Here is a 20,707-nt window from a genome sequence, read left to right as displayed (position 1 = left end):
TTCGCTCGAGCCATGCTCGAGCCGGCCGCGCGGAACCGACCGCCGGACACGAGTGAGGGGAAGCACCGCATGACGTCGCAGGAGGCCGCGGACGAACCGGAGACGGTCGTCGCCTCGCGCCGCTCCAAGATCACGCCGGAGCGTGAGCGGGAGTTCTTCGACGCCGTGCTGGAGCAGATCCGCGAGTGCGGCTACGAGTCGGTCACCATGGAGGGCGTCGCCGCCAGCACCCGGTGCAGCAAGTCCACGCTCTACCGGCAGTGGAAGACCAAGCCCCAGTTCGTCGCGGCCGCACTGCGCGCCAACCGCCGGGTGCGCTTCGCCGGCATCGACACCGGATCGCTCGCCGAGGACCTGCGCCAGGCCGCGCGGGCCGCGGGGGACTGGTCCGGCAAGGACACCAGGCTGCTGCAGGCGCTCGGACACGCCGTGACGGCCGACCAGGAGCTGGCCCAGGCGCTGCGCGAGGCGCTGGTGGACCCGGAGATCGCCGCGCTGCAGGAGATGCTCGCGCGGGGCGCGGCTCGGGGCGAGGTCCGGGCGGACAACCCGGCGCTGGAGTACGTTCCCGCCATGATGTTCGGCGTGCTGCGCGTCCGGCCGGTGCTCAGCGGCCAGTACGCCGACGCCGACTATCTCGCCCGGTTCGTGGAGGCCGCCGTACTGCCCGCGCTCGGACTGACATGAAGCCCAGGCCGCCGTTCACGGGATGAATGAACGGTGACCTGCCCGCGCCGCACCGTGGGGACGGGGGCGGCGCGCACCCCCCGGCCGGGTGGGACTCCTCTTGAGCGGAGGGGGGTCCCACCCGGCCGCACCATGTCCCCCGGGGGCGGTGCTCAGACGTCCTGGCCGTTCCCGCTGCCGGACGAGACCTTGATCCCCTTGAGGATCTCGTCGATGACCGCCGTCTTCTGCCCGACGTCGATGCCGAAGCGCACCACCACGATCTGCTTGGCGTCGTCGGGCGAGGGGAAGGCGACCGACTCCACATAGCCGTCGGCGCCCTTGCTGGTCACCGCCTTCCAGCGCACCATGTAGCCCTTCTGCCCGGCCACCGTCACCGCCCCGGAGTCCAGCACCTGGTGCGAGGTGATGCTGCCGTAGGTGGTGCCGCCGTAGGACTGCTTGGCATTGGCCGCGATGTCCGCCTCGGCCACCTTCTCGGCCGTGTCGCCCGAGGCGCCCAGCGCCTGGGCCGGAGCGGTGTAGGCGCCGCCCGAGGTGCAGGTCTGGGCGGAGTTGCCCGGGCACTTGTAGGAGTCGTCGGAGGTCACCTGCGCACCGACGCTGATCGTCTGCCCCGTCCAGCCCTGGGGCACCGGCAGGCTGATGCCGTTGACCGGGTCCGGCACCGTGCCTCCGCCCTTGACCTTGGGCGCCTCGGACTGGTTCGGCGACGGCGATGCCCCGCCGGACCCGCCGGGACCCCCGGAGCTGCCCGAACCCCCGGACCCGGACCCGTCGGAACCCCCGGATCCGCCCGGCCCGCCGAAGCCGCCGCCCGGCCCGCCGTTCTGCCCGCCCGTGGCCCCCTGCCGCGACCCGGCCCGGTCGGCGTTGCCGCTGCCGGGGTCCTTGGTGAGCGCCCACACGCCGACTCCGATGCACACCAGCACCGCGGTCGCCACCGCGACGGCTATACCGTTGCGCACCCCGCGCCGGGGCCCGGTCTGCGGCGGGGCGGGGTAGCCCGGATACGCCGGATACCCGGGCTGCGCACCGTACGCGGGGAGGGCCGAGGGCACCGCCGGGTGCGCCGGCTGCGGGCCGCCGGGCGCGGGCGGCTGCGGCGGGGGACCCCATGGGGCGGCCGTCCCGGCGGGGCGGGTCTGGTCCGTCCAGGCCTTGCCGTCCCACCAGCGCTCGGTGGGCGGACCGTCGTTCGTCTGCCCGGGGTCGGGGTACCACCCGGGAGGAGTCACCTGCGTCATGCCCCCACCGTATGAGGCGTCGGTGAAAGCGCGATGAGAGGGATCCGCCGCCAATCGAGCGGACCGGACATTTCGGCCCGAGAATTTTTCCGCCGGCACGCCACGGCCGACGGCGGCGAAGGCGTGGACCGAACCCGCACCACTCGGCGAGATCGCCCCGTCGGCGAGATTTCCCCCGGAACCGGCCCCGCTCCCGCGATGGTTGACGCCCCGTCCGCTGCTGACCAGCCGCTCCGGCCGGTTGCGCGTCGCCCGGGCGCACCCACTTTCACCCACGGGGGCAACAGCTGCCCCGACCGGTCACCACACGTCCCATCGGACGGCTACGCTCGTGCTCTGTACGTCATTCGGGCGACCTGGGGAGGTAACGGGATGACGGAGGGACGGCCGCCGGCGGCCGCCGCGGCTTCCCTGTGGGAGCGGGACGCGGAGATCGCCACCGTCGCACAGGCACTCGATCTCCTGTGCGCCGACCAGTCGTCCGCGGGAAGTCTGCTGGTCTTCCGCGGTGAGGCGGGACTCGGCAAGACCGCGCTGCTGGCCGAGGCACGCCGCATCGCCGAACGCCGCGGCTGCGCCGTGTGGTCCGCGCGCGGCGCGGAGACCCTGAAGTCCGTCCCGTTCAACGTGGTACGGCAGCTGCTCCAGCCCGCACTGCTGTCCTTACTTCCGGAGGAGGCACGCGAATACCTCGGCGACTGGTACGACATCGCGGGCCCCGCCCTCGGCATAGTCGACCCGCAGGAGGGCAGCGCCGATCCGCAGTACGTGTGCGACGGACTCGTCGCGGCCGTACGCCGGCTCGCCCGCCGCGAATGGCCGCTCGTGCTGCTGATCGACGACGCGCACTGGGCCGACCAGGAGACCCTGCGCTGGCTCGCCGCGTTCGCCGAACGCCTGGACGACCTGTCCGTGCTGGTCCTGGTCGCCCGCCGCCCCGGCGAGGTCAGCGGCGACAGCGCCCGCCACCTCGACGCGGTGGCCGCCGCCGCGGGCCGCCCCGTCACCAACCTCAGGGCCCTCACGCCCGACGCCGCCGCGGGGCTCACCCGCGCCACCCTCGGCCGGTACGCCGACGACGCGTTCTGCCGCGAGGTCTGGGCCGTCACCGCGGGCAACCCCTACGAGACCGTCGAACTCCTCGCCAAGGTGCAGGACAGCGAAGTCCAGCCGGTCGAGACCCGGGCCGGCGAACTGCGCGCCCTCAACCGGGCCGCGCGCGGCGGCGGACTCGTCGATCGGCTCAAGGAACTCGGCCTGGAGGCCACCCAGTTCGCCTGGGCGGCCGCCATCCTCGGCACCGACATCACCGTCGACATGGTCGCCCGCCTCGCCACCATGGACGCCGCCATCGCCCGGCACTGCGCCGACCTGCTCTGCACCGCCCGCATCCTCACCGAACCCGAACGCGCGGCCGGCACCGAACGCGAGGAGGGCGAGCTGGAGTTCGTCCACCCGCTCATCGCCACCGCCGTCTACAACTCCATCCCGTCCGGCGTGTGCACGGCCATGCACGGCGTCGCCGCACAACTCATCACCCAGCTGGGACGCGGCGCCGCACAGGCCGCCCGGCACCTGCTGAAGGTGCATCCGGACGGCGACGAGGAACTGGTCTGGCAGCTGCGCGAGGCCGCCCGTGAACACCTCGCCGTCGGCGCCCCCGACGCGGCCCGCACCTGTCTCGAACGCGCCCTTCAGGAGCCGCCGCTCCCCGAGGTGCACGCGCACGTCCTGTACGAACTGGGCTGCGCCACCCTGCTCACCGCACCCGCCGTCACGATCGACCACCTCCAGTTCGCGCTCGGCGTGCCCGGCCTCGACGGGGAGCGGCGGGTCGACGCGGTGGTCCGGCTCTCCCAGGCGCTGCTCCACAACGACCAGCTGGAGGAGGCCGTCCGCACGGTCGAGGTCGAGGCCGCACGGCACGAACCCGGACCCGTCAAGATGCGGCTGCAGGCCGTGCAGTTCATGTGGGAGGGCATCCACGGCGAGACCGTCTCCCCGGCCCGCTCCCTGCGCCTGGCCGAACTCGCGCGCACCTGCACCGGCCGCGACAACGCCGAACGCGCCCTGCTCATCCTGCGCGGCTTCGACGCCATGACCCACGGCGAGAGCGCCGACGAGGTCCTCGAACTGTGCGACCGCGCCCTCGTCAACGGCCGCCTCGCGCCCGGCCTCGGCTGGACCGATCAGGAGTGGGGCATCGAACTGCTGATGATGCTCGGCAGCGCGTACGCCTACGCCGACCGGCTCGACCGAGCCGAGAACCTCTTCGCCGAGGCCCTGCGCGCCTACACCACCGCCGGCTGGCGCGGCGGCCACCTCTCCCTCGCCAACGCCTTCCTCGGCCTCGCCTACCGCAGACAGGGCCGGCTGCGCGACGCCGAGTCCACCCTGCGCGAGGCCCTGGTCCTCGCCGAGCGCGTCGGCCGCCGACTGCCGCTGTACTGGTCGGCGACCTGCGGACTCATCGACACCCTGCTGGCCCGCGGCCGCATCGACGAGGCCTGGTCGATCGCCGAGCAGTACGGCTTCGCACCGCCCTACCCCTCGACGATCGTGCTCCCCGACATCCGCTGCGTACGCGGTCGGCTGCTGCTCGCCGTCGGCCGCGTCGAGGACGGCATCCACGAACTGGAGGCCGCCGAGAAGACGGCTGCCTCGCGCGGCGGCCACAACCCGGTCCTCTCCCCGTGGTCCGTCGACCTCGCCAAGGCCCTCGCGGACTAGGACCCGGCCCGGGCCGCCCAGCTCGCCGCCGACGCCCGCCGGCAGGCCGAACGCTTCGGCACCGACACGTCCATCGGCGAGGCCCTGCGCTGCGCCGCGGCCCTGGAGACCGGCGGCCGCGCGGTCCAGCTCGCCGCCCAGGCCGTCACCTACCTGGAAGCCTCGCCCTGCCAGTACGAACACGCGGCGGCCCGCGTCGAGTACGGCATCGCCGCCCGCTCGGTCACGGAACTCAACCGGGGCCTGGACCTCGCCCGGGCCTGCGGTGCGGAGGGACTCGTGGCGCAGGCGAGGGAGGTGTTGGAGACGGGACGGGGCTTGCGGTAGGGGAGTATGCCGGAGGCGGCCTATGGGCGGCCGGCTGTATGCGATGGGCCGCCGACTGTATGCAGCCGTCGGCCTCCGGTCGACCGTACATCGCATACCGTCGGCGCCATACGGCCGACGTCATGCGGCCGACTTCACACCGTCAGCAGCTGCTCCGTGACCGCCGCCAGCCGCTTGCGCACCTCCGGGTCGTACGCCTCCTCGTGCGCCCGGGCCCGCCGCGTCCCGTCGAAGTAACCCCCGCTGCCCCTCTCCTCGGTGGCCAGCGCCAGAACCCCCGCGGCCCCGTCGGCCACCGAGTTGCGCGGGGTGATGTCGCTCTCGCGGACCATCGCCGTGTCCATGTAGGTGGCGGGGTGCAGGACGTTCACCGACACCCCGCTGTCCGCGAGTTCCTCGGCGAGGGTGAACGTGTGCGCGGCGAGGGAGAACTTGCTGCGCCAGTACGCCGACCACCCGCTGTAGCCACGGGTGAGTTCGGGGTCGGTGAAGTCGAGGGGCTCCTGGCCGGCCGAGCCGACGTTCACGATCCGGGCCGGAGGGTTGGCCCGCAGGACCGGCAGCAGGGAGCGGGTGAGGACGACGGGCGCGAGGTAGTTCACCGCGAGTCGCAGCTCGTGCCCGTCGGCGCTCAGCTCCCGCCCCGAGCCGGGCGTGCCGCCGCCCACCCCCGCGTTGTTGATCAGCACGTCGAGCTCGGGATGAGCCGCGCCGACCCGAGCCCCCAGCTCGCGCACCTCGGCGAGTCGGGCCAGGTCGGCGACGAACCCCTCGGCCCGGCCCTCGGTGCGCAGCTCGGCGACCAGCTGCTCGGTGCGCGCCCGGTCACGGCCGTGGGCGAGGACGAGATGGCCGGCACGGACCAGCTCGAAGGCGACGTACCGGCCGAGTCCGGAGGTGGCGCCGGTGATCAGAATCGTGGACATACTCCACCCTAGGCACGCCCCGGCACCGCGAGGGAGGGGCTGCTGGATCTAGGACCAGCAGGGTCACCCTCGGCTCTCACCCCCGGTCCCCACCCTCCGCTTCCTCCTCGGCGAGGACCCGCTGGGCCGTCGCGAACGCGGAGTTGGCGGCCGGCACCCCGCAGTACACGGCGGTCTGCAGCAGAACCGCGCCGATCTCCTGCGGCGTCAGCCCGTTGCGCCGCGCCGCCCGGACGTGCAGGGCCAGCTCGTCGTAGTGGCCGTGCGCGACCAGCGCGGTCAGTGTGATCATGCTGCGCTCGCGGCGGGAGAGTGTCGGGTCGGTCCAGATCTCTCCCCAGGCGTAGCGGGAGATGAAGTCCTGGAAGCGGGCGGTGAACGGGGTCTGCCGGGCCTGCGCCCGGTCCACGTGCGCGTCGCCCAGCACCTCCCGGCGCACCGCCGTCCCGCGCGCCGGCGGCCCGTCGAGCTGGGTACGCAGCGCGGTCAGCACGGCCCGCGGGCACTGCGCGGGCGCCAGATGGGCGGCACCGGGCAGCTCCACCAGCGTCGAGCCGGGCACGGCATCGGCGATCTCCCGCAGATGTGCGGGCGGCGTGGCGGGATCCTGCTTGCCGGCCACGAGCAGTGTCGGTACGGCGATGCCGGCGAGCCGGTCCCGCAGGTCGAACGCGGCGAGCGCGTCGCAGCAGGCGGCGTAGGCCTGCGGATCGGCCTCCCGGTGGTCCTGGACGAGCCGGGGCACGGTGAACCCGGGGGTGAACCAGCGCGCGTCGGCGCTCTCCACCAGCCACTCCATGCCCTCGCCCCGCACCCGTGCCGCCCGCTCCCGCCACGCCGTGCCGTCGCCGAAGTGGGCGGAGGAGCACAGCACCGCCAGGGAGGTCAGCCGCTCGGCGTGGTGTACGGCCAGGTGGAGGCCGACGGCGCCGCCGAGGGAGACGCCCGCGTAGGCGAACCGGTCGATGCCGAGCGCGTCGGCGAGGGCCAGCACCAGTGCGGCGAGGTCGCCGACGGTCGCGCCCGGCCCGATCAGGTCCGGCGCCGACCCGCCGTGTCCCGGCAGGTTCCAGCGCACCACGCGGTGGGTGGTCGCCACTTCGGGCGCGACCGCGTCCCACAAGGCGTACGAGGTGCCGAGCGACGGCCCCAGCAGCAGCGGTGGTGCGGACGCCGGGCCTTCTTCCAGGTGGTTGAGGAGTCTGGTGGTCAACGTCGCTCCAGGGCACGGTCGGTGAGGTCACCGGCGAAACCGGTGTACTGGGCGGGGTCGGTGAGGGCGACCAGGTCCATGTCCTTCAACTCCGCTTCCTCGCTGAGGAGTTCGCCGATCGACCGGTCCTCGGTGTGGGCGCGGCGGGCGAGTTCGGTGAGCAGCTCCTTGGCGCGGGCGCGGCCGAGGCGAGGCGCCAGCGCGGCGGACAGCCGCTCGGAGACGATCAGCCCGCGGGTGAGGTCCAGGTTGCGGCGCATGGCCTCGGGGTGCACGCGCAGGCCCTCGGCGAGTTCGGCCGAGTCCCGGGCCGCGCCGCCGGTCAGCCGGAGCAGGTCGCGCAGTGGCTCCCACTCGGCGTGCCAGGCACCGGCGGGCCGTTCCTCCCCGGCGGCGACACAGCCGAACAGGGTGGCCGCGAGCTGCGGGGCACGGCGGGCCGCGGCAGCGAGGAGGGTGGAGCGCACGGGGTTGGCCTTGTGCGGCATCGCGGAGGAACCTCCGCCATTGCCCTCGGCCACCTCGCCGATCTCGGTACGCGACAGGGTGAGCACGTCCTCGCCGATCTTGCCCAGGGCACCCGCGGTGAAGGCGAGGCAGCCGGCCAGATCGGCGACGGGGGTGCGCAAGGTGTGCCAGGGCAACGCCGGTGCGGCCAGGCCCACTTCGCGGGCGTACGCCGTCGTCAGCGCGGCCGCGTCCTCGGCGCCGTACGCCTGGAAGGCGGCCAGGGTCCCGGCGGCGCCACCCAGTTGGGCGGGCAGTGCCTGCCGTACCGCCGTGCTGCGGTCCCGGGCGTCCAGCACCAGCGACCGCCAGCCGGCCGCCTTCAGACCGAAGGTCGTCGGCACCGCGTGCTGGGTGAGCGTACGGCCCGGCATCGGTGTGTCCCGGTGTGCGGCGGCCAGCCGGGACAGGGCGCGCTCGGTGCGGGAGAGGTCGGTCAGGACCAGGTCCAGGGCGCGTGCGGCGACCAGCATGGTCGCGGTGTCCAGGATGTCCTGGCTGGTCGCGCCCCGGTGTACGTACGGGCCGTACCGTTCGCCCACCGCCCCGGTCAGGTCGGCGACGAGCGGGATGACCGAGTTGCCGCCGGCGCGGGCGCGTTCGGCGAGGGAGCGGACGTCGAGGCGGGCGGGGTCGGCCGCCTCCGTCACCGCCTCGGCGGCCTCGGCCGGGGCGAGTCCCAGCGCGGCCTGGGCGCGGGTCAGCGCGGCCTCGGCGTCCAGCAGGGCCCGCAGGAATGCGGTGTCACCGGTCGCGCGCGCGGCCGGGGAGCCGGCCCACCCGGGGGCGAGCAGGCCGGTGTCGCTGTCGCTGTCGTCAGGTGTCACTGGTACTCCAGGAAGACCGTCTCGCCTTCGCCCTGAAGGCGGATGTCGAAACGGTAGGTGCCCGAGCCCTCGTCGCCGGCGATCAGCGTGTCGCGGCGGTCGCCCACCCGGGTGAGCAGCGGGTCGGCGGCGAGCGCGGCCTCGTCGTCCGGCAGATAGATCCGCGTGAACAGGTGCACGAGCAGGCCGCGCGCGAAGACGCAGACGCTGAGGTACGGCGCGTTGCGGCCCCGGGTGCCGGGCTGGAGCGTGCGGGCGTACCAGTGGCCGTCGGCGTCGGTCTGGATACGGCCCCAGCCGGTGAACTCCACGCCGTTGCGGCCCAGGTGGCCGCCGGTGGCCGGATCGCGCCGGATGGAGCCGTCCACCTGCGGGACCGTGCCGTCGGGGCGCGGCCCCCACAGCTCGACGAGTGCGTCCGGCAGTGGCTCGCCCGCGCCGTCGAGGATGTACCCGTGCACGGTGATCGTGTCCGGGTGGCCGAGCGGTGCGATCTCCTCGCCCCCGCGGAAGGGCAGGGCGTAGCCGTAGAAGGGGCCGACCGTGTGGGACGGGGTGGGCAGCACGCTCTCCGGGCTGCTGGTGTCGATCTTCGTCATCGCTTCCGTCAGCGTCCTTCCTCGATCCAGGTGGCGGCCGGGCCGTCCAGCACGATGTCCCAGTGGTAGCCGAGCGAGAACTCGGGCACCGACAGGCTGTGGTCGTAGGTGGCGATCAGCCGCTGCCGGGCCGCGTCGTCGGTCACGGACTGCAGGATCGGGTCGTACGGGAAGAGCGGGTCGTTCGGGAAGTACATCTGCGTCACCAGCCGCTGTGTGAACGCCGTACCGAAGACCGAGAAGTGGATGTGGGCCGGGCGCCAGGCGCCTACGTGGTTGCGCCACGGGTAGGGGCCGGGCTGGACGGTGGTGAAGTGGTAGCGGCCCTCGGCGTCGGTGAGGGTGCGGCCGGCGCCGGTGAAGTTCGGGTCGAGGGGTGCGTCGTGCTGCTCGCGCTGGTGGGCGTAGCGTCCGGCCGAGTTGGCCTGCCAGATCTCGATCAGCTGGCCGCGCACCGGGCGCCCGTCGCGGTCCAGCAGCCGCCCGGAGACGGTGATCCGCTCACCGACCGGCTCGCCGCGGTGGTGCCGGGTGAGATCGTTGTCGATCTCGGTGACGTCACGCTCGCCGAAGGCGGGGGAGCGCAGTTCCACCAGTTCCGGGTCCTGGGCGGTGTCGATGGCGACCAGGGGCTGCTCGGGATGGCGGAGCACGGAGGAGCGGTAGGGCGCGTAGTCGCGGCGCGGATGGTGCTCGACGGGGGCGCCGTCGGCGACACGCTTCTCGTACGCGGCGTGCTGGGCGGCGATCTCGAGGTCGATGTCGGCTTGTGTGAGGGGCATGGGAAGGTCCTAGGGGTCTAGGTCTCAGCGCCCCGTAAGGGGCGCGTGGCTCCGTTGATATGTGGGTCCGCCGCGGGGGCGCGACCAGCCACGGACGGCCCGCGGCTGGTGCACGGCCTGTCCGCGGAGCGGCTGGCGTGCGAGGACGGTGTTGACCGCGTTCACAGCAGGTTCTCCGCGATGATCAGTTCAGCATCGGTCTGGGCGACGACCTCGTCCACACCCACACCGGGCGCGGTCTCCTTGAGTACGAGTCCGTCCTCGGTGACGTCCAGCACGGCCAGATCGGTGATGACCCGGTTCACACAGGCCTTGCCTGTGAGCGGCAGCGTGCACTCCTTGAGGATCTTCGCAGAGCCGTCCTTCGCGGTGTGGCTCATCACCACGATCACCTGACGGGCGCCGTGCACCAGGTCCATCGCGCCGCCGATCCCGGTGACCAGCTTGCCCGGCACCGCCCAGTTGGCCAGGTCCCCGCCCGCGGAGACCTGCATCGCCCCGAGCACGGCCACGTCGATGTGCCCCCCGCGGATCATCGCGAAGGACAGCGCCGAGTCGAAGAAGGACGCTCCCGGCAGGACCGTGACGGTCTCCTTGCCCGCGTTGATCAGATCCGGGTCGACCCGGTCCTCGGCCGGGTACGGGCCCGTGCCCAGAATGCCGTTCTCCGACTCCAGGACCACCTCCACGCCCGGTGGCAGGTGATTCGGGATCAAGGTCGGCAGACCGATGCCGAGATTGACGTACTGGCCGTCGCGCAGTTCCCGTGCCGCCCGCGCGGCGATCTCCTCACGTGTCCAGGCCATCAGCCGCTCACCGTCCGCTGCTCGATCTTCTTGTCCGCCGCCTGCTCGGGTGTCAGCGCGACCACCCGCTGCACGAAGACGCCGGGCAGGTGCACCGCGTCCGGATCGATCTCGCCGGGCTCGACCAGCTCCTCCACCTCGGCGACCGTGACCCTCCCGGCCATCGCCGCCAGGGGGTTGAAGTTCCGGGCGGACTTGCCGAACACCAGATTCCCGTGCCGGTCGCCCTTCGCCGCCCGCACCAGCGCGAAGTCCGTGCGGATGCCGCGCTCCAGCACATACGCGGTGCCGTCGAACTCCCGCACCTCCTTCGGCGGCGAGGCCAGCGCCACCCCGCCCGCGCCGTCGTAACGCCAGGGCAGCCCGCCCTCGGCGACCTGCGTGCCCACCCCCGCCGGGGTGTAGAAGGCGGGGATACCCGCCCCGCCGGCCCGCAGCCGCTCGGCCAGCGTGCCCTGCGGGATCAGCTCCAGTTCCAGCTCCCCGCCCAGGTACTGGCGCGCGAACTCCTTGTTGCCTCCGATGTAGGAACCGGTCACCCGGACGATCCGCCGCGCCGCGAGCAGCACCGCCAGCCCGGTCTCCATCGCCCCGCAGTTGTTGGAGACGACCGACAGTGCGCCGACTCCGCGTTCGTACAGCGCCTGGATCAGCACGTTCGGCACACCGCTCAGTCCGAACCCGCCCACCGCGAGGGACGCGCCGTCCGGGACATCGGCCACCGCCTCCAGGGCCGTGGCGACCACCTTGTCCATCCGTGAAGCCTCATCTCTTCGCCATTAATCAGCGCACTGAGCATTTCAGCGAGGTGTTCCACACGCTGCCACCGGAGAAGATGCCCGTCAAGACGTGTGCTGTCCGCACATTTCGCGGGAGACAACCGCGCCGGTCGGTGGGTATTGTTCAGTGCACAAACGAAGCGATCAGGGGAGCGCACATGGCCGCGGTGGACCTCACCACCCATCCCGGGCACCTGGCCCGGCGGCTGCAGCAGGCGCACTACCTGCTGTGGAACACGATGGTCTCCGAGGAGATCACCTCACCGCAGTTCGCGGTCATGAACGCACTCGTGGCCGAGCCGGGCCTCGATCAGCGGACCGTGGGGGAGCGGGTGGGACTGGACCGCTCGACCATCGCCGAGGTCATCAGCCGGCTGGGCCGCCGGGGTCTGCTGACCAAGGTGCGCGACCCGGAGGACGGCCGGCGCTTCCTGCTCCGCCTGACCGACGAGGGCCGGCGTACCCACCGCAAGCTGACCGTGCGCACCGCCCGGATGAACCAGGTCTTCCTCGCGCCGCTGTCGGCCGACGAACAGACCGTGTTCCTCGACCTGATCCGCCGGGTCGCGGACGCGGCGGAAGGCCTGCGCAACCCGGCCGAACCGCTGGCCGCGCGGGGCTGACCGAGCGCTCACCGGAGTTCGCGTGGGTGCACGGGAGTTCACGGCGCCGGTGCGAACACCACCCACACCTGACCGTCGGCGAAGTTCATCCGGGCGCCGTCCGCCGCGGTGAACGCCGTACCCTGCGTCGCGGACGGCCGGGACCAGGAGGCGTCGAAGGACCGGCCGTCGCGCAGCACCTGCGCCGTGCCCGAGCCGACCGTCCGGGTGTACGGCGTCCGGTTGCCGAGCGCGTCGTGGTAGCGGGAGCCGAGGATCTTCACGTACTGCACGACGACCGTCGCCGGTGCCACCCGCGCGCCGTCCGTCATCACCGTGGGCGTGCCGTCCATCGCGACCAGCCAGCGGTGCCGCTGGGCGGACCAGGTGAAGGTGAAGCGGCCGGCCGGGTAGCGGACGGTGCGGGAGGCCGTGGGGGCACCGCCGGACGGGGCCGGGCCGTAACTGAAGCCGGTCGTCAGCGCCGCCCTGCCCGGGGTGGACGGCAGCAGCTTGGCCGGGTGCAGATAGAGGTTGTGCGGGGCGGCCTTGCCCGTGCCCCGGTAGTACGCGGCCGGTGCCTTGTCGGGGGACTCCGCCCGCAGCGGCGCCTTGTCGATCAGCGGCAGCAGTTTGCGCTGGGCGCCGGAGAAGGCGAACGTCGGCCGGTCGAACTGGCGCAGCAGCTCCAGATCGGACTCACGAGCGCTGCGCACCGGCCCGACGGCCTGCGGAAGCCTGGTCGCGTACACCGCCATCAGCCGGCTCAGACCGCCCTCCACCTGCTCGGCGTACACCACGTCCGCCGCGTCTAGGCCGGTCTGCGGACGGGCCGCGGGCACATTGTCGATCTTCACGGCGAGCGGTGAACCGGCCGCCATGACCGAGGGCGACGGGGCCGTCGGCGCCGGGGCGGTCGGCGCCGGGGCGGTCGGGGTGTGCTGCGGGGCGCGGTGGTCGTCCGGGCCGTGGTGGGTGCAGCCGGCCGTGAGGGAGACGGCCAACGAGGCGGCCAGCGCGGCCGCCGTCAGTGCCGCGCGCCGGGTGCGCGCTCCGTGCCTCATGCCCACCGTGGCCACCCCGTTCGTTCGTCCGATTGCGCGTTCATCGGGTCATCGCTGGTCATACCCGAACACATACGGTCATGCGCGCTCCGTGGGCCGATCGGACTCGTGATGTGACCCCGGCGAGCGGCGGGGCGAGCGGCGGACGACGGGTGGCGGGCGGCGCGCGATGGGTGGCCCGGCGGTGGGCGGGGCGGGCTCGTGGGCGGCGTGCCGAGGTGCGGGGAGGGGCCGGAGTGGAGTCGTGGGCGGGTGGTCTGGGCGGAGCGGGGAGCAGCCGTGGGCGGGGGCTGTCGAGGCGTTCGGCGCCGGCGGCGTCCATGGCGGTACGGTCGATCCGGTGCCGATCCTCACCAGGGCCGGGCCATCAAGATCCTCATGCGGCCGTTGCCCACCGCCCAGCCCTGGGTCAGCCGCGGTCCTTCTCGCCGAGGATCTCCGCCAGGTCGTAGCGCACCGGCTCCTCCAGCTGGGTGTAGGTGCAGCTCTCCGGGGTGCGGTCCGGGCGCCAGCGGCGGAAGCGGGCGGTGTGCCGGAAGCGCTGTCCGTTCTCCATGTGGTCGTAGGCCACCTCGGCGACCCGCTCCGGCCGCAGCGGCACCCAGGACAGGTCCTTCTTGCCGGACCAGCGGCTCGGCGCGCCCGGCAGCCGGGCCGTCTCATGGGCGGTCTCGTCCGACCAGGCCGCCCACGGGTGCCCGGCCACATCGTCCATGCGCAGCGGCTCCAGCTCCTCGACCAGTTCGGCCCGCTTCTTCATGGCGAAGGCGGCCGACACGCCCACGTGCTGCAGTCGGCCGTGTTCGTCGTACAGCCCCAGCAACAGCGAGCCGACCACCGGGCCGCTCTTGTGGAAGCGGTACCCGGCCACGACCACGTCCGCCGTCCGCTCGTGCTTGATCTTGAACATGGCCCGCTCGTCCTGCAGGTAGCGCAGGGTGAGCGGTTTGGCGACGACCCCGTCGAGCCCGGCGCCCTCGAACTGCTCGAACCACTGCCGTGCCACCTCGGGGTCCGTCGTCGCGGGCGCCACATGCACCGGAGGTGTCGCGTCGGCGAGTGCCCGTTCCAACAGGGCCCGGCGGTCGGTCAGCTCCACGTCGAGCAGTGACTCGTCGTCGAGCGCGAGCAGGTCGAAGGCGACGAAGGAAGCCGGGGTCTTCTCCGCGAGCATCCGCACCCGGGAGTCGGCCGGGTGGATCCGCTCGGTCAGCGCGTCGAAGTCCAGATGGCCGTCCCGCGCGATCACGATCTCCCCGTCCAGCACGCACCGCTCGGGCACCCGCTCCTTCAGCGCCGCCACCAGCTCGGGAAAGTACCTGGTGAGCGGCTTTCCGGTCCGGCTGCCCAGCTCGACCTCGGCCCCGTCCCGGAACACGATCGAGCGGAACCCGTCCCACTTCGCCTCGTAGTGCATGCCCGGCGGGATCTTCGCCACGGACTTGGCGAGCATGGGCTTCACGGGCGGCATCACCGGCAGATCCATGCCTTTGATTCTGCTCGCATACGCCCCCTGCCGCCCGGTATCCCGCATACATCACCAGCCACCCGGAATGCGGTGATGCAGGACGGTATGCGAGCCACGCAGGGTGCGCCTACCGTGGCCGCATGGGTGCTGCGGTGGAACTGGAGGTGGCCGGCCGGACCGTACGGCTGTCCAGCCCCGACAAGGTCTTCTTCCCGGAGCGGGGCTTCACCAAGCTGGACCTCGCGCAGTACTACGTCGCCGTCGGCCCCGGCATCCTGCGCGCGCTGCGCAACCGCCCCACCACCCTGGAGCGCTACCCCGACGGCGTGGGCGGCGAGTGGTTCTTCCAGAAGCGGGCGCCCAAGGGCATGCCCGACTGGATCCCGACCGCCCACATCACCTTCCCCAGCGGCCGCAGCGCCGACGAGATGTGCCCCACCGAGCAGGCCGCCGTCGTCTGGGCCGCCCAGTACGGCACGCTCACCTTCCACCCCTGGCCGGTGCGCGCCACGGACGTCGACCACCCCGACGAACTCCGCATCGACCTCGACCCGCAGCCCGGCACCGACTACGACGACGCGGCCCGCGCCGCCCAGGAACTGCGCGCCGTCCTCGACGAGTTCGGCGGACTGCGCGGCTGGCCGAAGACCTCGGGCGGCCGCGGCCTGCACGTCTTCGTCCCCATCGAACCGCGCTGGACCTTCACCCAGGTGCGGCGTGCCGCCATCGCCGTCGGCCGGGAGATGGAACGCCGGATGCCCGAGCAGGTGACGATCAAGTGGTGGAAGGAGGAGCGGGGCAGCCGTATCTTCCTCGACTACAACCAGACGGCCCGCGACCGCACCATCGCCTCCGCCTATTCCGTGCGCCCCCGCCCCAACGCCACCGTCTCGGCGCCCCTGCGCTGGGAGGAGGTCGGCGTGGCCCACCCGGCCGACTTCGACCTCGCCACCATGCCCGCCCGCTTCGCCGAACTCGGCGACGTACACGCCGACATGGACGGCCACGCCTACTCCCTGGAAGCCCTGCTGGAACTGGCCCGCCGCGATGAACACGACCACGGCCTGGGCGATCTGCCGTACCCGCCGGAGTACCCGAAGATGCCCGGCGAACCGAAACGGGTCCAGCCGAGCCGGGCCCGGCGGGAGGAGGAGGCGTCCTGAGGGCCACGCCGCCCCGCCGTCGGCCGGTCAAAACGCGTCGGAGCACGCCGGGTTGATGTGATTCTGGTACAAGTCTCCGTGGAAGGTGGGGACTTGGCCGCACAGGCGTGACTCGGGGGAGGCCGGCATGCTCGACGAGTTCGACGGATTCCCCGGCTGGTCGCGTCCGGCGCTGCCGCAGGCCCCGGCCGTCGTCCCGCTGGCCGTGCCCCGGCGCAACGTGGACAGCGGGCGGCTGCACGGGCGGGAGCCGCTGGTGGCCGAGCTGACCGACGCGGTGACCCGGCGGGCCCGCGGCGAGCCGGACATAGCGGGGGTGTGGCTGCTGTCCGGCATGGGCGGCTGCGGCAAGACCTCGATCGCACAGGAGACCGCCCATCGGCTGATGCCGGAGCTGGCCCATGTGTGGTGGGTCTCGGGCGTGGACGGCGACGTCCTGTCGTCGGCGCTGCACGGTGTCGCCTCCGTGTGCGGGGCACGCCGGGACGACTTCAGTGCCATCCACCCGGCGGACGTGCTGTGGCGGCACCTCGACGCGCTCACCGAACCCTGGCTGCTCGTCCTCGACAACGTCGACGACCCGGACCTGCTCGCGGCTGCCCCGTCCCGGACCGCCGACGGCAACGGATGGCTGCGGGAGCCACGGCACCCCCTGGGCACCGTACTGATCACCAGCCGCGAGTCCCGGCCCAAACGCTGGGGGCCCCTGGTGCACCAGGTCGGCGTCGAGCTGCTGTCCCGCGAGGACAGCGGGCAGGTGCTGCTCGATCTGGCACCGCACGCCGGCGGCGCCGAGGACGCCGAGGCACTCGCCGAAGACCTCGGCCGGCTGCCGCTCGCCCTCGCGCTCGCCGGTTCCCAGCTGCGGCGCCTGCTGGACGATCCCTTCCCGGCGGAGCGGGCCCCGGCCACCTTCCAGGACTTCCGCCGTGCCTTCGCCGACCGGCTCGCCGACGTGGGCACCGACCCGGATCCGGATCCCGGGCCCGACGCCCGCTCCCGCCGCACCATCCGCAGCGTGTGGGACCTGTCCCTCGACCAACTGCACCGGCAGGGCTGCGACCTGGCCCGGCCGCTGCTGCGTCTGCTGTGCGCCTTCGGGCCGGCGCCCCTGCCGTATCTGGACCTCCTCAAGCTCGACGTCCTCGCCGCGAGCCCGGTCTTCATCGCCCCGACGCGTCCCCGGATCAGCGAGGCCCTCAGCGGACTGGAAGGTCTGCGGCTGATCACCATCGAGCGTTCCGACGGCACGGGCGGCCCCTCCGGCACCGGAGCACACCCCCGGATCACCATCCACCCCCTGGTCCGCGCCGCCAGCGCCACCGACGCCGACACCCGCGCACAGGCACCGGCACTCCTCGACCTCGTCTCGGCCCTGCTCGCCGAGGCGATCGGGCAGATCCAGGAGGGCAACCCCGCGCACTGGCCCCGCTGGCGTGCGCTCGCACCCCATTGCGCCGCCCCCCAGGCACTGCTGGCCGACTGCGGCGAGGCTGTCGCGGGGGACGCCGACCGGGTCGTACGGGCCACGGAACCCGCCGTACGCGCCGGGCGGTACTACGACTACCTGGGGCAGTCCGGCGACGCCGTCACCGAACTGCGCCTCGCGACGGACCTCAGGACAAGCCTCCTGGGCGAGCGGAACGCCGACACGCTCGCCGCCGGGCTGCAACTGGCCTGGTCCCTGCGGGGCAACGGAGACCTCGCCAAGTCGGAGCAACGGTACCGGCACGTCATCACCATCGGCGAGCAGGTGCTGCCCGCGGACCACCGCTCCCTCCAGTCGGCCCGTTCGGGCCTGGCCCGCACACTGCGCCAACGCGGTGAGTACCAGGCCGCCGAGGAGCAGCTGCGGCTGTCGCTCGACATGCGTCTGCGGGACCCTCAGGCCGACCCGCGGGGCATCCTGCGCATGCGGCACGAACTGGCGAAGCTGGCTCATCGCCGGGGCCGGTTCCACGAGGCGGTCACACAGCTGCGCGACATCCGGCGGCAGACGTCGGCCTTGTGCGCGGAAGACGACTGGGACAGCCTCGACGTCGGAGTGAGCCTGGCCCGCGCCCTCCGCGACGCACGGCTCCCGGAGGAGGCGGAGAGCGTTGCCGAGGAGGTCGTACGGGACGGTCTCAAGTCCCTGGCACCGGACCACCCCAACGTGCTCATGGCCCGTCACGAACGCGCGCGCATCCTCCGTGACCACGAAGAGGACCCGGCCTACCTGGAGCGGGCGAAAGCGGAGTTCACCGATATCTGGCAGAGCTTCCGGGACGTCCTCGGTGCGGACCATCCGGACACCATCACCGCCCAGCACGAGCTGGCCACCGTGTGCCATCTGCTGGGCCAGCTGGAACCGGCCGCCGACCACTTCGCGGCGGCGCTCGAAGCCGGCCGGCGGCGCCTGGGCGAGGAGCACCCCAACGTCGCCGTCTGCGCACGCAACCTGGCCAGGGTGCGAGCCGAGCTCGCCACAGCCCGGCGGACGGGCAACCCCGAGGACCCGGAGGACGAAACCGGGCTACCGCAAGGAGACTCCATGGGTCATTCATCCCTCGTCATGGACTCGGAGGACGGCTCTTTCGAGCGGGCCCCCGCTCCCGGACACCCGGTTGAACGCCCAGCCGCGGAGGCTCGGTTGCTGGAGCGGTTCATCCGTTCCCGCGAGTGCCGTGCGGGCAGCGACAGCCCGGGAGGTGATGGTGGTTTCTCGGGGGGCAGCTATGTGCCGTCGGAGCCACCACGACGTCGTGCCGAGCCCAAGGTCGGCGGTGGGGCCGCCCTGTCCGGCAGGCCGGGGCACTGGACCTACCGGCCTCGCGGCGAGTCCGCCGAGCATCCACATCTGTTCGACGAGCCTCTCGACGCCACAGAGCTCCAGCCGCAGACCCTGCGAGACGTGGCCATCGGCGAGGACGGCGGCTCCCTGGCCCGGCTGCTGCTCGCACAACAGAGGCGGATTCGCGTCCTGGCCCTCGACGAACTCCTGCGCCGCGCGGAGGCGTACGAGACCGACCAGTCCGGCTTCCCGCTCCTGATCCAGGACATCCGTGCTCTCTTCCTGCAGGCCGACCGGGCCGACCCGGAGGCGGTGACCACGGTTCTCCTCCACCCCGGCGTTGGCCGCTGGATGAGCCGTGCGCTGCGCGAGCTGGGTCCCGTGCCCGACACACCGACCCCGCCACCCTCCGCCGACCTGTCCCACGTCCACGCCGTCGCCGCCGCGGCGGCTCTGCGCGCCGGACTCGCCTTCACCCTTCCGCTGCCGGTCCGGTACGGCATGGCGGTGCTGCCCACCCTGGGCGCTGCCGACCTGCGCTCCTCCGGCACCGACACCGCCCACGTCACCGCGGCCGACGGCACCGCGGCGATCACAAGTGCCGACGTGGAGGTATGGCTTCCCACGCCCTCGGACAGCCGGCTGCGCGGATGGCTGCCCGCGCACCGGGTGCGGACATCCGGCCCCTACGGCGGGTTCGACTTCCTGCTGGACGATCTGGATCCCCACCGGCATCCGGAGGGGCCGACGGCACCGGACCGCCTGCTCTCCGCCACCGTCGACCGCTGGCAGGACAGGGCACAGCGCGCGGGCGATGTGCTGGTCCTTGCCAACCCCTGGCTGACCGAGGCCCTCAGGGTCACGCTCACCGCCGTCACGCCCCGCCCGCGGGAGCGCGACGGACGCGTGATGTCGATGTCGTCCAGCGATGCGTTCGGCGGTGCGGTGATCAGCGCAACGGACGATCCGGCGGACTTCGCCGTCGCCCTGGCCCATGAGTTCCGGCACATGAAGCTGAACGCCGTGCTCGACTCCCACGACCTCTACACCAAGGACGGCGAAGGAGGCGACGACGGCGATGACACCGATGACACCGAGGACACCGAGGACGGCGAGGCACCGGGCAAGGGCCTGTACTACGCGCCTTGGCGTGACGATCCGCGCCCCTTGCCCGGCTATCTGCACGGCGTCTACGCATACTTCGGCGTGGTCGACCTCTGGCGCCGGCTCACCTACGGGCAGGACCCCGCGCTGCGGCGTCGCGCCCAGTTCGAGTTGGCCCACTGGCGGACACAGACCTGGGACGCCTACACCATCCTGCGCGCCTCTTCCCGGCTCACGAAGAAGGGACGGGAGTTCACGGCCACGATGGGGGAGAGCGCGGCCCGCTGGGCGGAGCACACGCCCATCCCGGACCACCTGGTGCGGCTCGCCGAGGAGGCCGTGATCGCGCACCGCGGCGGCTGGCGGCTGCACTATCTGAGCCCCCGAACCGACCACGTCGGGGAACTCGCCGAGGCATGGGTGACCGGAACACCCCGCCCGCCTCGCAGGCACGTCGGCACCGACTTCCTGCCGCGCCGTGAGCTGCCCGATCTGACGGCCTATCGGGTACGACTGGCCCGAGTGGCGGCGGCTGTCCCACCTTCGTCGAACGCCTCGGTGCCCTGTCCGGATCGCGTGCCGCATTCCGCCTACGACGCATTGGATCCCACCGACGCGGCCCGCCTGCTCGGGCGGACCGAGACCGCCCACCGCCTGGCCGTGGACCAGCTGGCCCGGCAGCCCGGGGACCCCGAGCGGTGGATCCGGCTGGCCCTGACCCTGCGCGGGCCCGGCTCGGTCGAGAGCCTCGGCAGGGAAACCCGGGCCGCCGCCGCACGAGCGCTGACCCACCGGCCAGAACTGGTCCGAGCCGTCCACGCCCGGGTCACCGCGACCACCGGCAGCGCACCCGACCCCGTGGCCCTGGCCGCGTGGCTCGCCGCCTCCGAGGACTTGGGCGACCTGCCCGCCTTGCCCACGCTGCCATGGACGAACCCGGCCTGACGCGGATGCGGACGGGAAGCGGCACGGGACCGGGCGCGCTGCTCGCGCACTCCGGTGTGTCGGGCGACGGCTCATCGCCAGCGCCGCTCGTCCAGAGAAACGGCCATCCGATCCCTCGTGAACATCCTGTCCCCCCCCGTGGTCCATGGCGCCCGTCC

The 20,707-nt window shown here is 72.9% G+C and carries 14 protein-coding genes and 1 pseudogene; 5 read left to right on the top strand and 10 right to left on the bottom strand.

Annotated elements, in window-relative coordinates; genetic code table 11:
• Positions 1–69 precede the first annotated feature (69 nt).
• The gene (locus ACWC0C_RS29810) at positions 70–687 is read left to right on the top strand and encodes a TetR/AcrR family transcriptional regulator C-terminal ligand-binding domain-containing protein (protein ID WP_449199564.1); all 618 of its coding nucleotides are present in this window, start codon (positions 70–72) and stop codon (positions 685–687) included.
• 152 nt (positions 688–839) lie between these two features.
• On the opposite strand, the gene ACWC0C_RS29805 is transcribed toward ACWC0C_RS29810, so the two are convergent.
• Positions 840–1,934, bottom strand: a complete 1,095-nt coding sequence (locus tag ACWC0C_RS29805) for a DUF2510 domain-containing protein (RefSeq protein ID WP_449199565.1) — start codon at positions 1,932–1,934, stop codon at positions 840–842.
• Positions 1,935–2,306: 372 nt separating this feature from the next.
• Here ACWC0C_RS29805 and ACWC0C_RS29800 point away from each other — a divergent pair.
• Positions 2,307–4,991: pseudogene (locus tag ACWC0C_RS29800) on the top strand (ATP-binding protein).
• A 134-nt stretch (positions 4,992–5,125) separates the two neighbouring features.
• Here ACWC0C_RS29800 and ACWC0C_RS29795 read toward each other — a convergent pair.
• The 7 genes from ACWC0C_RS29795 to ACWC0C_RS29765 all read right to left on the bottom strand — a co-directional run bounded on the left by ACWC0C_RS29795 (position 5,126) and on the right by ACWC0C_RS29765 (position 11,406).
• On the bottom strand, positions 5,126–5,917 hold the full coding sequence (locus tag ACWC0C_RS29795; RefSeq protein WP_450867090.1) for an SDR family NAD(P)-dependent oxidoreductase: 792 nt from the start codon (positions 5,915–5,917) through the stop codon (positions 5,126–5,128).
• A gap of 76 nt (positions 5,918–5,993) precedes the next feature.
• On the bottom strand, positions 5,994–7,130 hold the full coding sequence (gene pcaDC / locus ACWC0C_RS29790; protein ID WP_450867088.1) for a bifunctional 3-oxoadipate enol-lactonase/4-carboxymuconolactone decarboxylase PcaDC: 1,137 nt from the start codon (positions 7,128–7,130) through the stop codon (positions 5,994–5,996).
• The gene (pcaB, locus tag ACWC0C_RS29785; protein WP_450867086.1) at positions 7,127–8,464 is read right to left on the bottom strand and encodes a 3-carboxy-cis,cis-muconate cycloisomerase; all 1,338 of its coding nucleotides are present in this window, start codon (positions 8,462–8,464) and stop codon (positions 7,127–7,129) included. The genes pcaDC and pcaB overlap by 4 nt, the downstream gene beginning before the upstream one ends.
• Positions 8,461–9,063 (bottom strand): protocatechuate 3,4-dioxygenase subunit alpha, encoded by a 603-nt coding sequence (gene pcaG, locus ACWC0C_RS29780; RefSeq protein ID WP_450867085.1) that lies wholly within the window; start codon positions 9,061–9,063, stop codon positions 8,461–8,463. The genes pcaB and pcaG overlap by 4 nt, the downstream gene beginning before the upstream one ends.
• A gap of 8 nt (positions 9,064–9,071) precedes the next feature.
• A complete protein-coding gene (gene pcaH, locus ACWC0C_RS29775) occupies positions 9,072–9,845 on the bottom strand; it encodes a protocatechuate 3,4-dioxygenase subunit beta (RefSeq protein ID WP_450867084.1) in 774 nt (257 codons plus the stop codon).
• A 161-nt stretch (positions 9,846–10,006) separates the two neighbouring features.
• Positions 10,007–10,651: a CoA transferase subunit B gene (locus ACWC0C_RS29770; RefSeq protein WP_449199572.1), complete on the bottom strand. Its 645-nt coding sequence runs from the start codon at positions 10,649–10,651 to the stop codon at positions 10,007–10,009.
• Entirely contained in the window at positions 10,651–11,406 is a 756-nt protein-coding gene (locus tag ACWC0C_RS29765) for a CoA transferase subunit A (protein WP_450867082.1), read from the bottom strand. The genes ACWC0C_RS29770 and ACWC0C_RS29765 overlap by 1 nt, the downstream gene beginning before the upstream one ends.
• Positions 11,407–11,588: 182 nt before the next feature.
• On the opposite strand from ACWC0C_RS29765, the gene ACWC0C_RS29760 reads away from it, so the two are divergent.
• Positions 11,589–12,053 (top strand): MarR family winged helix-turn-helix transcriptional regulator, encoded by a 465-nt coding sequence (locus ACWC0C_RS29760; RefSeq protein WP_449199574.1) that lies wholly within the window; start codon positions 11,589–11,591, stop codon positions 12,051–12,053.
• A 38-nt stretch (positions 12,054–12,091) separates the two neighbouring features.
• Here ACWC0C_RS29760 and ACWC0C_RS29755 read toward each other — a convergent pair whose 3' ends face one another.
• On the bottom strand, positions 12,092–13,096 hold the full coding sequence (locus ACWC0C_RS29755; RefSeq protein WP_450867081.1) for a DUF3048 domain-containing protein: 1,005 nt from the start codon (positions 13,094–13,096) through the stop codon (positions 12,092–12,094).
• 409 nt (positions 13,097–13,505) lie between these two features.
• Positions 13,506–14,582, bottom strand: a complete 1,077-nt coding sequence (locus ACWC0C_RS29750) for an ATP-dependent DNA ligase (protein WP_450867079.1) — start codon at positions 14,580–14,582, stop codon at positions 13,506–13,508.
• Positions 14,583–14,704: 122 nt separating this feature from the next.
• On the opposite strand from ACWC0C_RS29750, the gene ligD reads away from it, so the two are divergent.
• Positions 14,705–15,727, top strand: coding sequence for a non-homologous end-joining DNA ligase (gene ligD / locus ACWC0C_RS29745; RefSeq protein WP_450867078.1), 1,023 nt, complete (start codon positions 14,705–14,707; stop codon positions 15,725–15,727).
• A gap of 127 nt (positions 15,728–15,854) precedes the next feature.
• Complete coding sequence (locus ACWC0C_RS29740; protein WP_450867076.1) at positions 15,855–20,549, top strand: aKG-HExxH-type peptide beta-hydroxylase; 4,695 nt, start codon at positions 15,855–15,857, stop codon at positions 20,547–20,549.
• Positions 20,550–20,707 lie beyond the last annotated feature (158 nt).

The organism is Streptomyces sp. NPDC001709 (genome assembly GCF_053596375.1).
This window is presented reverse-complemented; position numbering and strand designations above follow the sequence as displayed.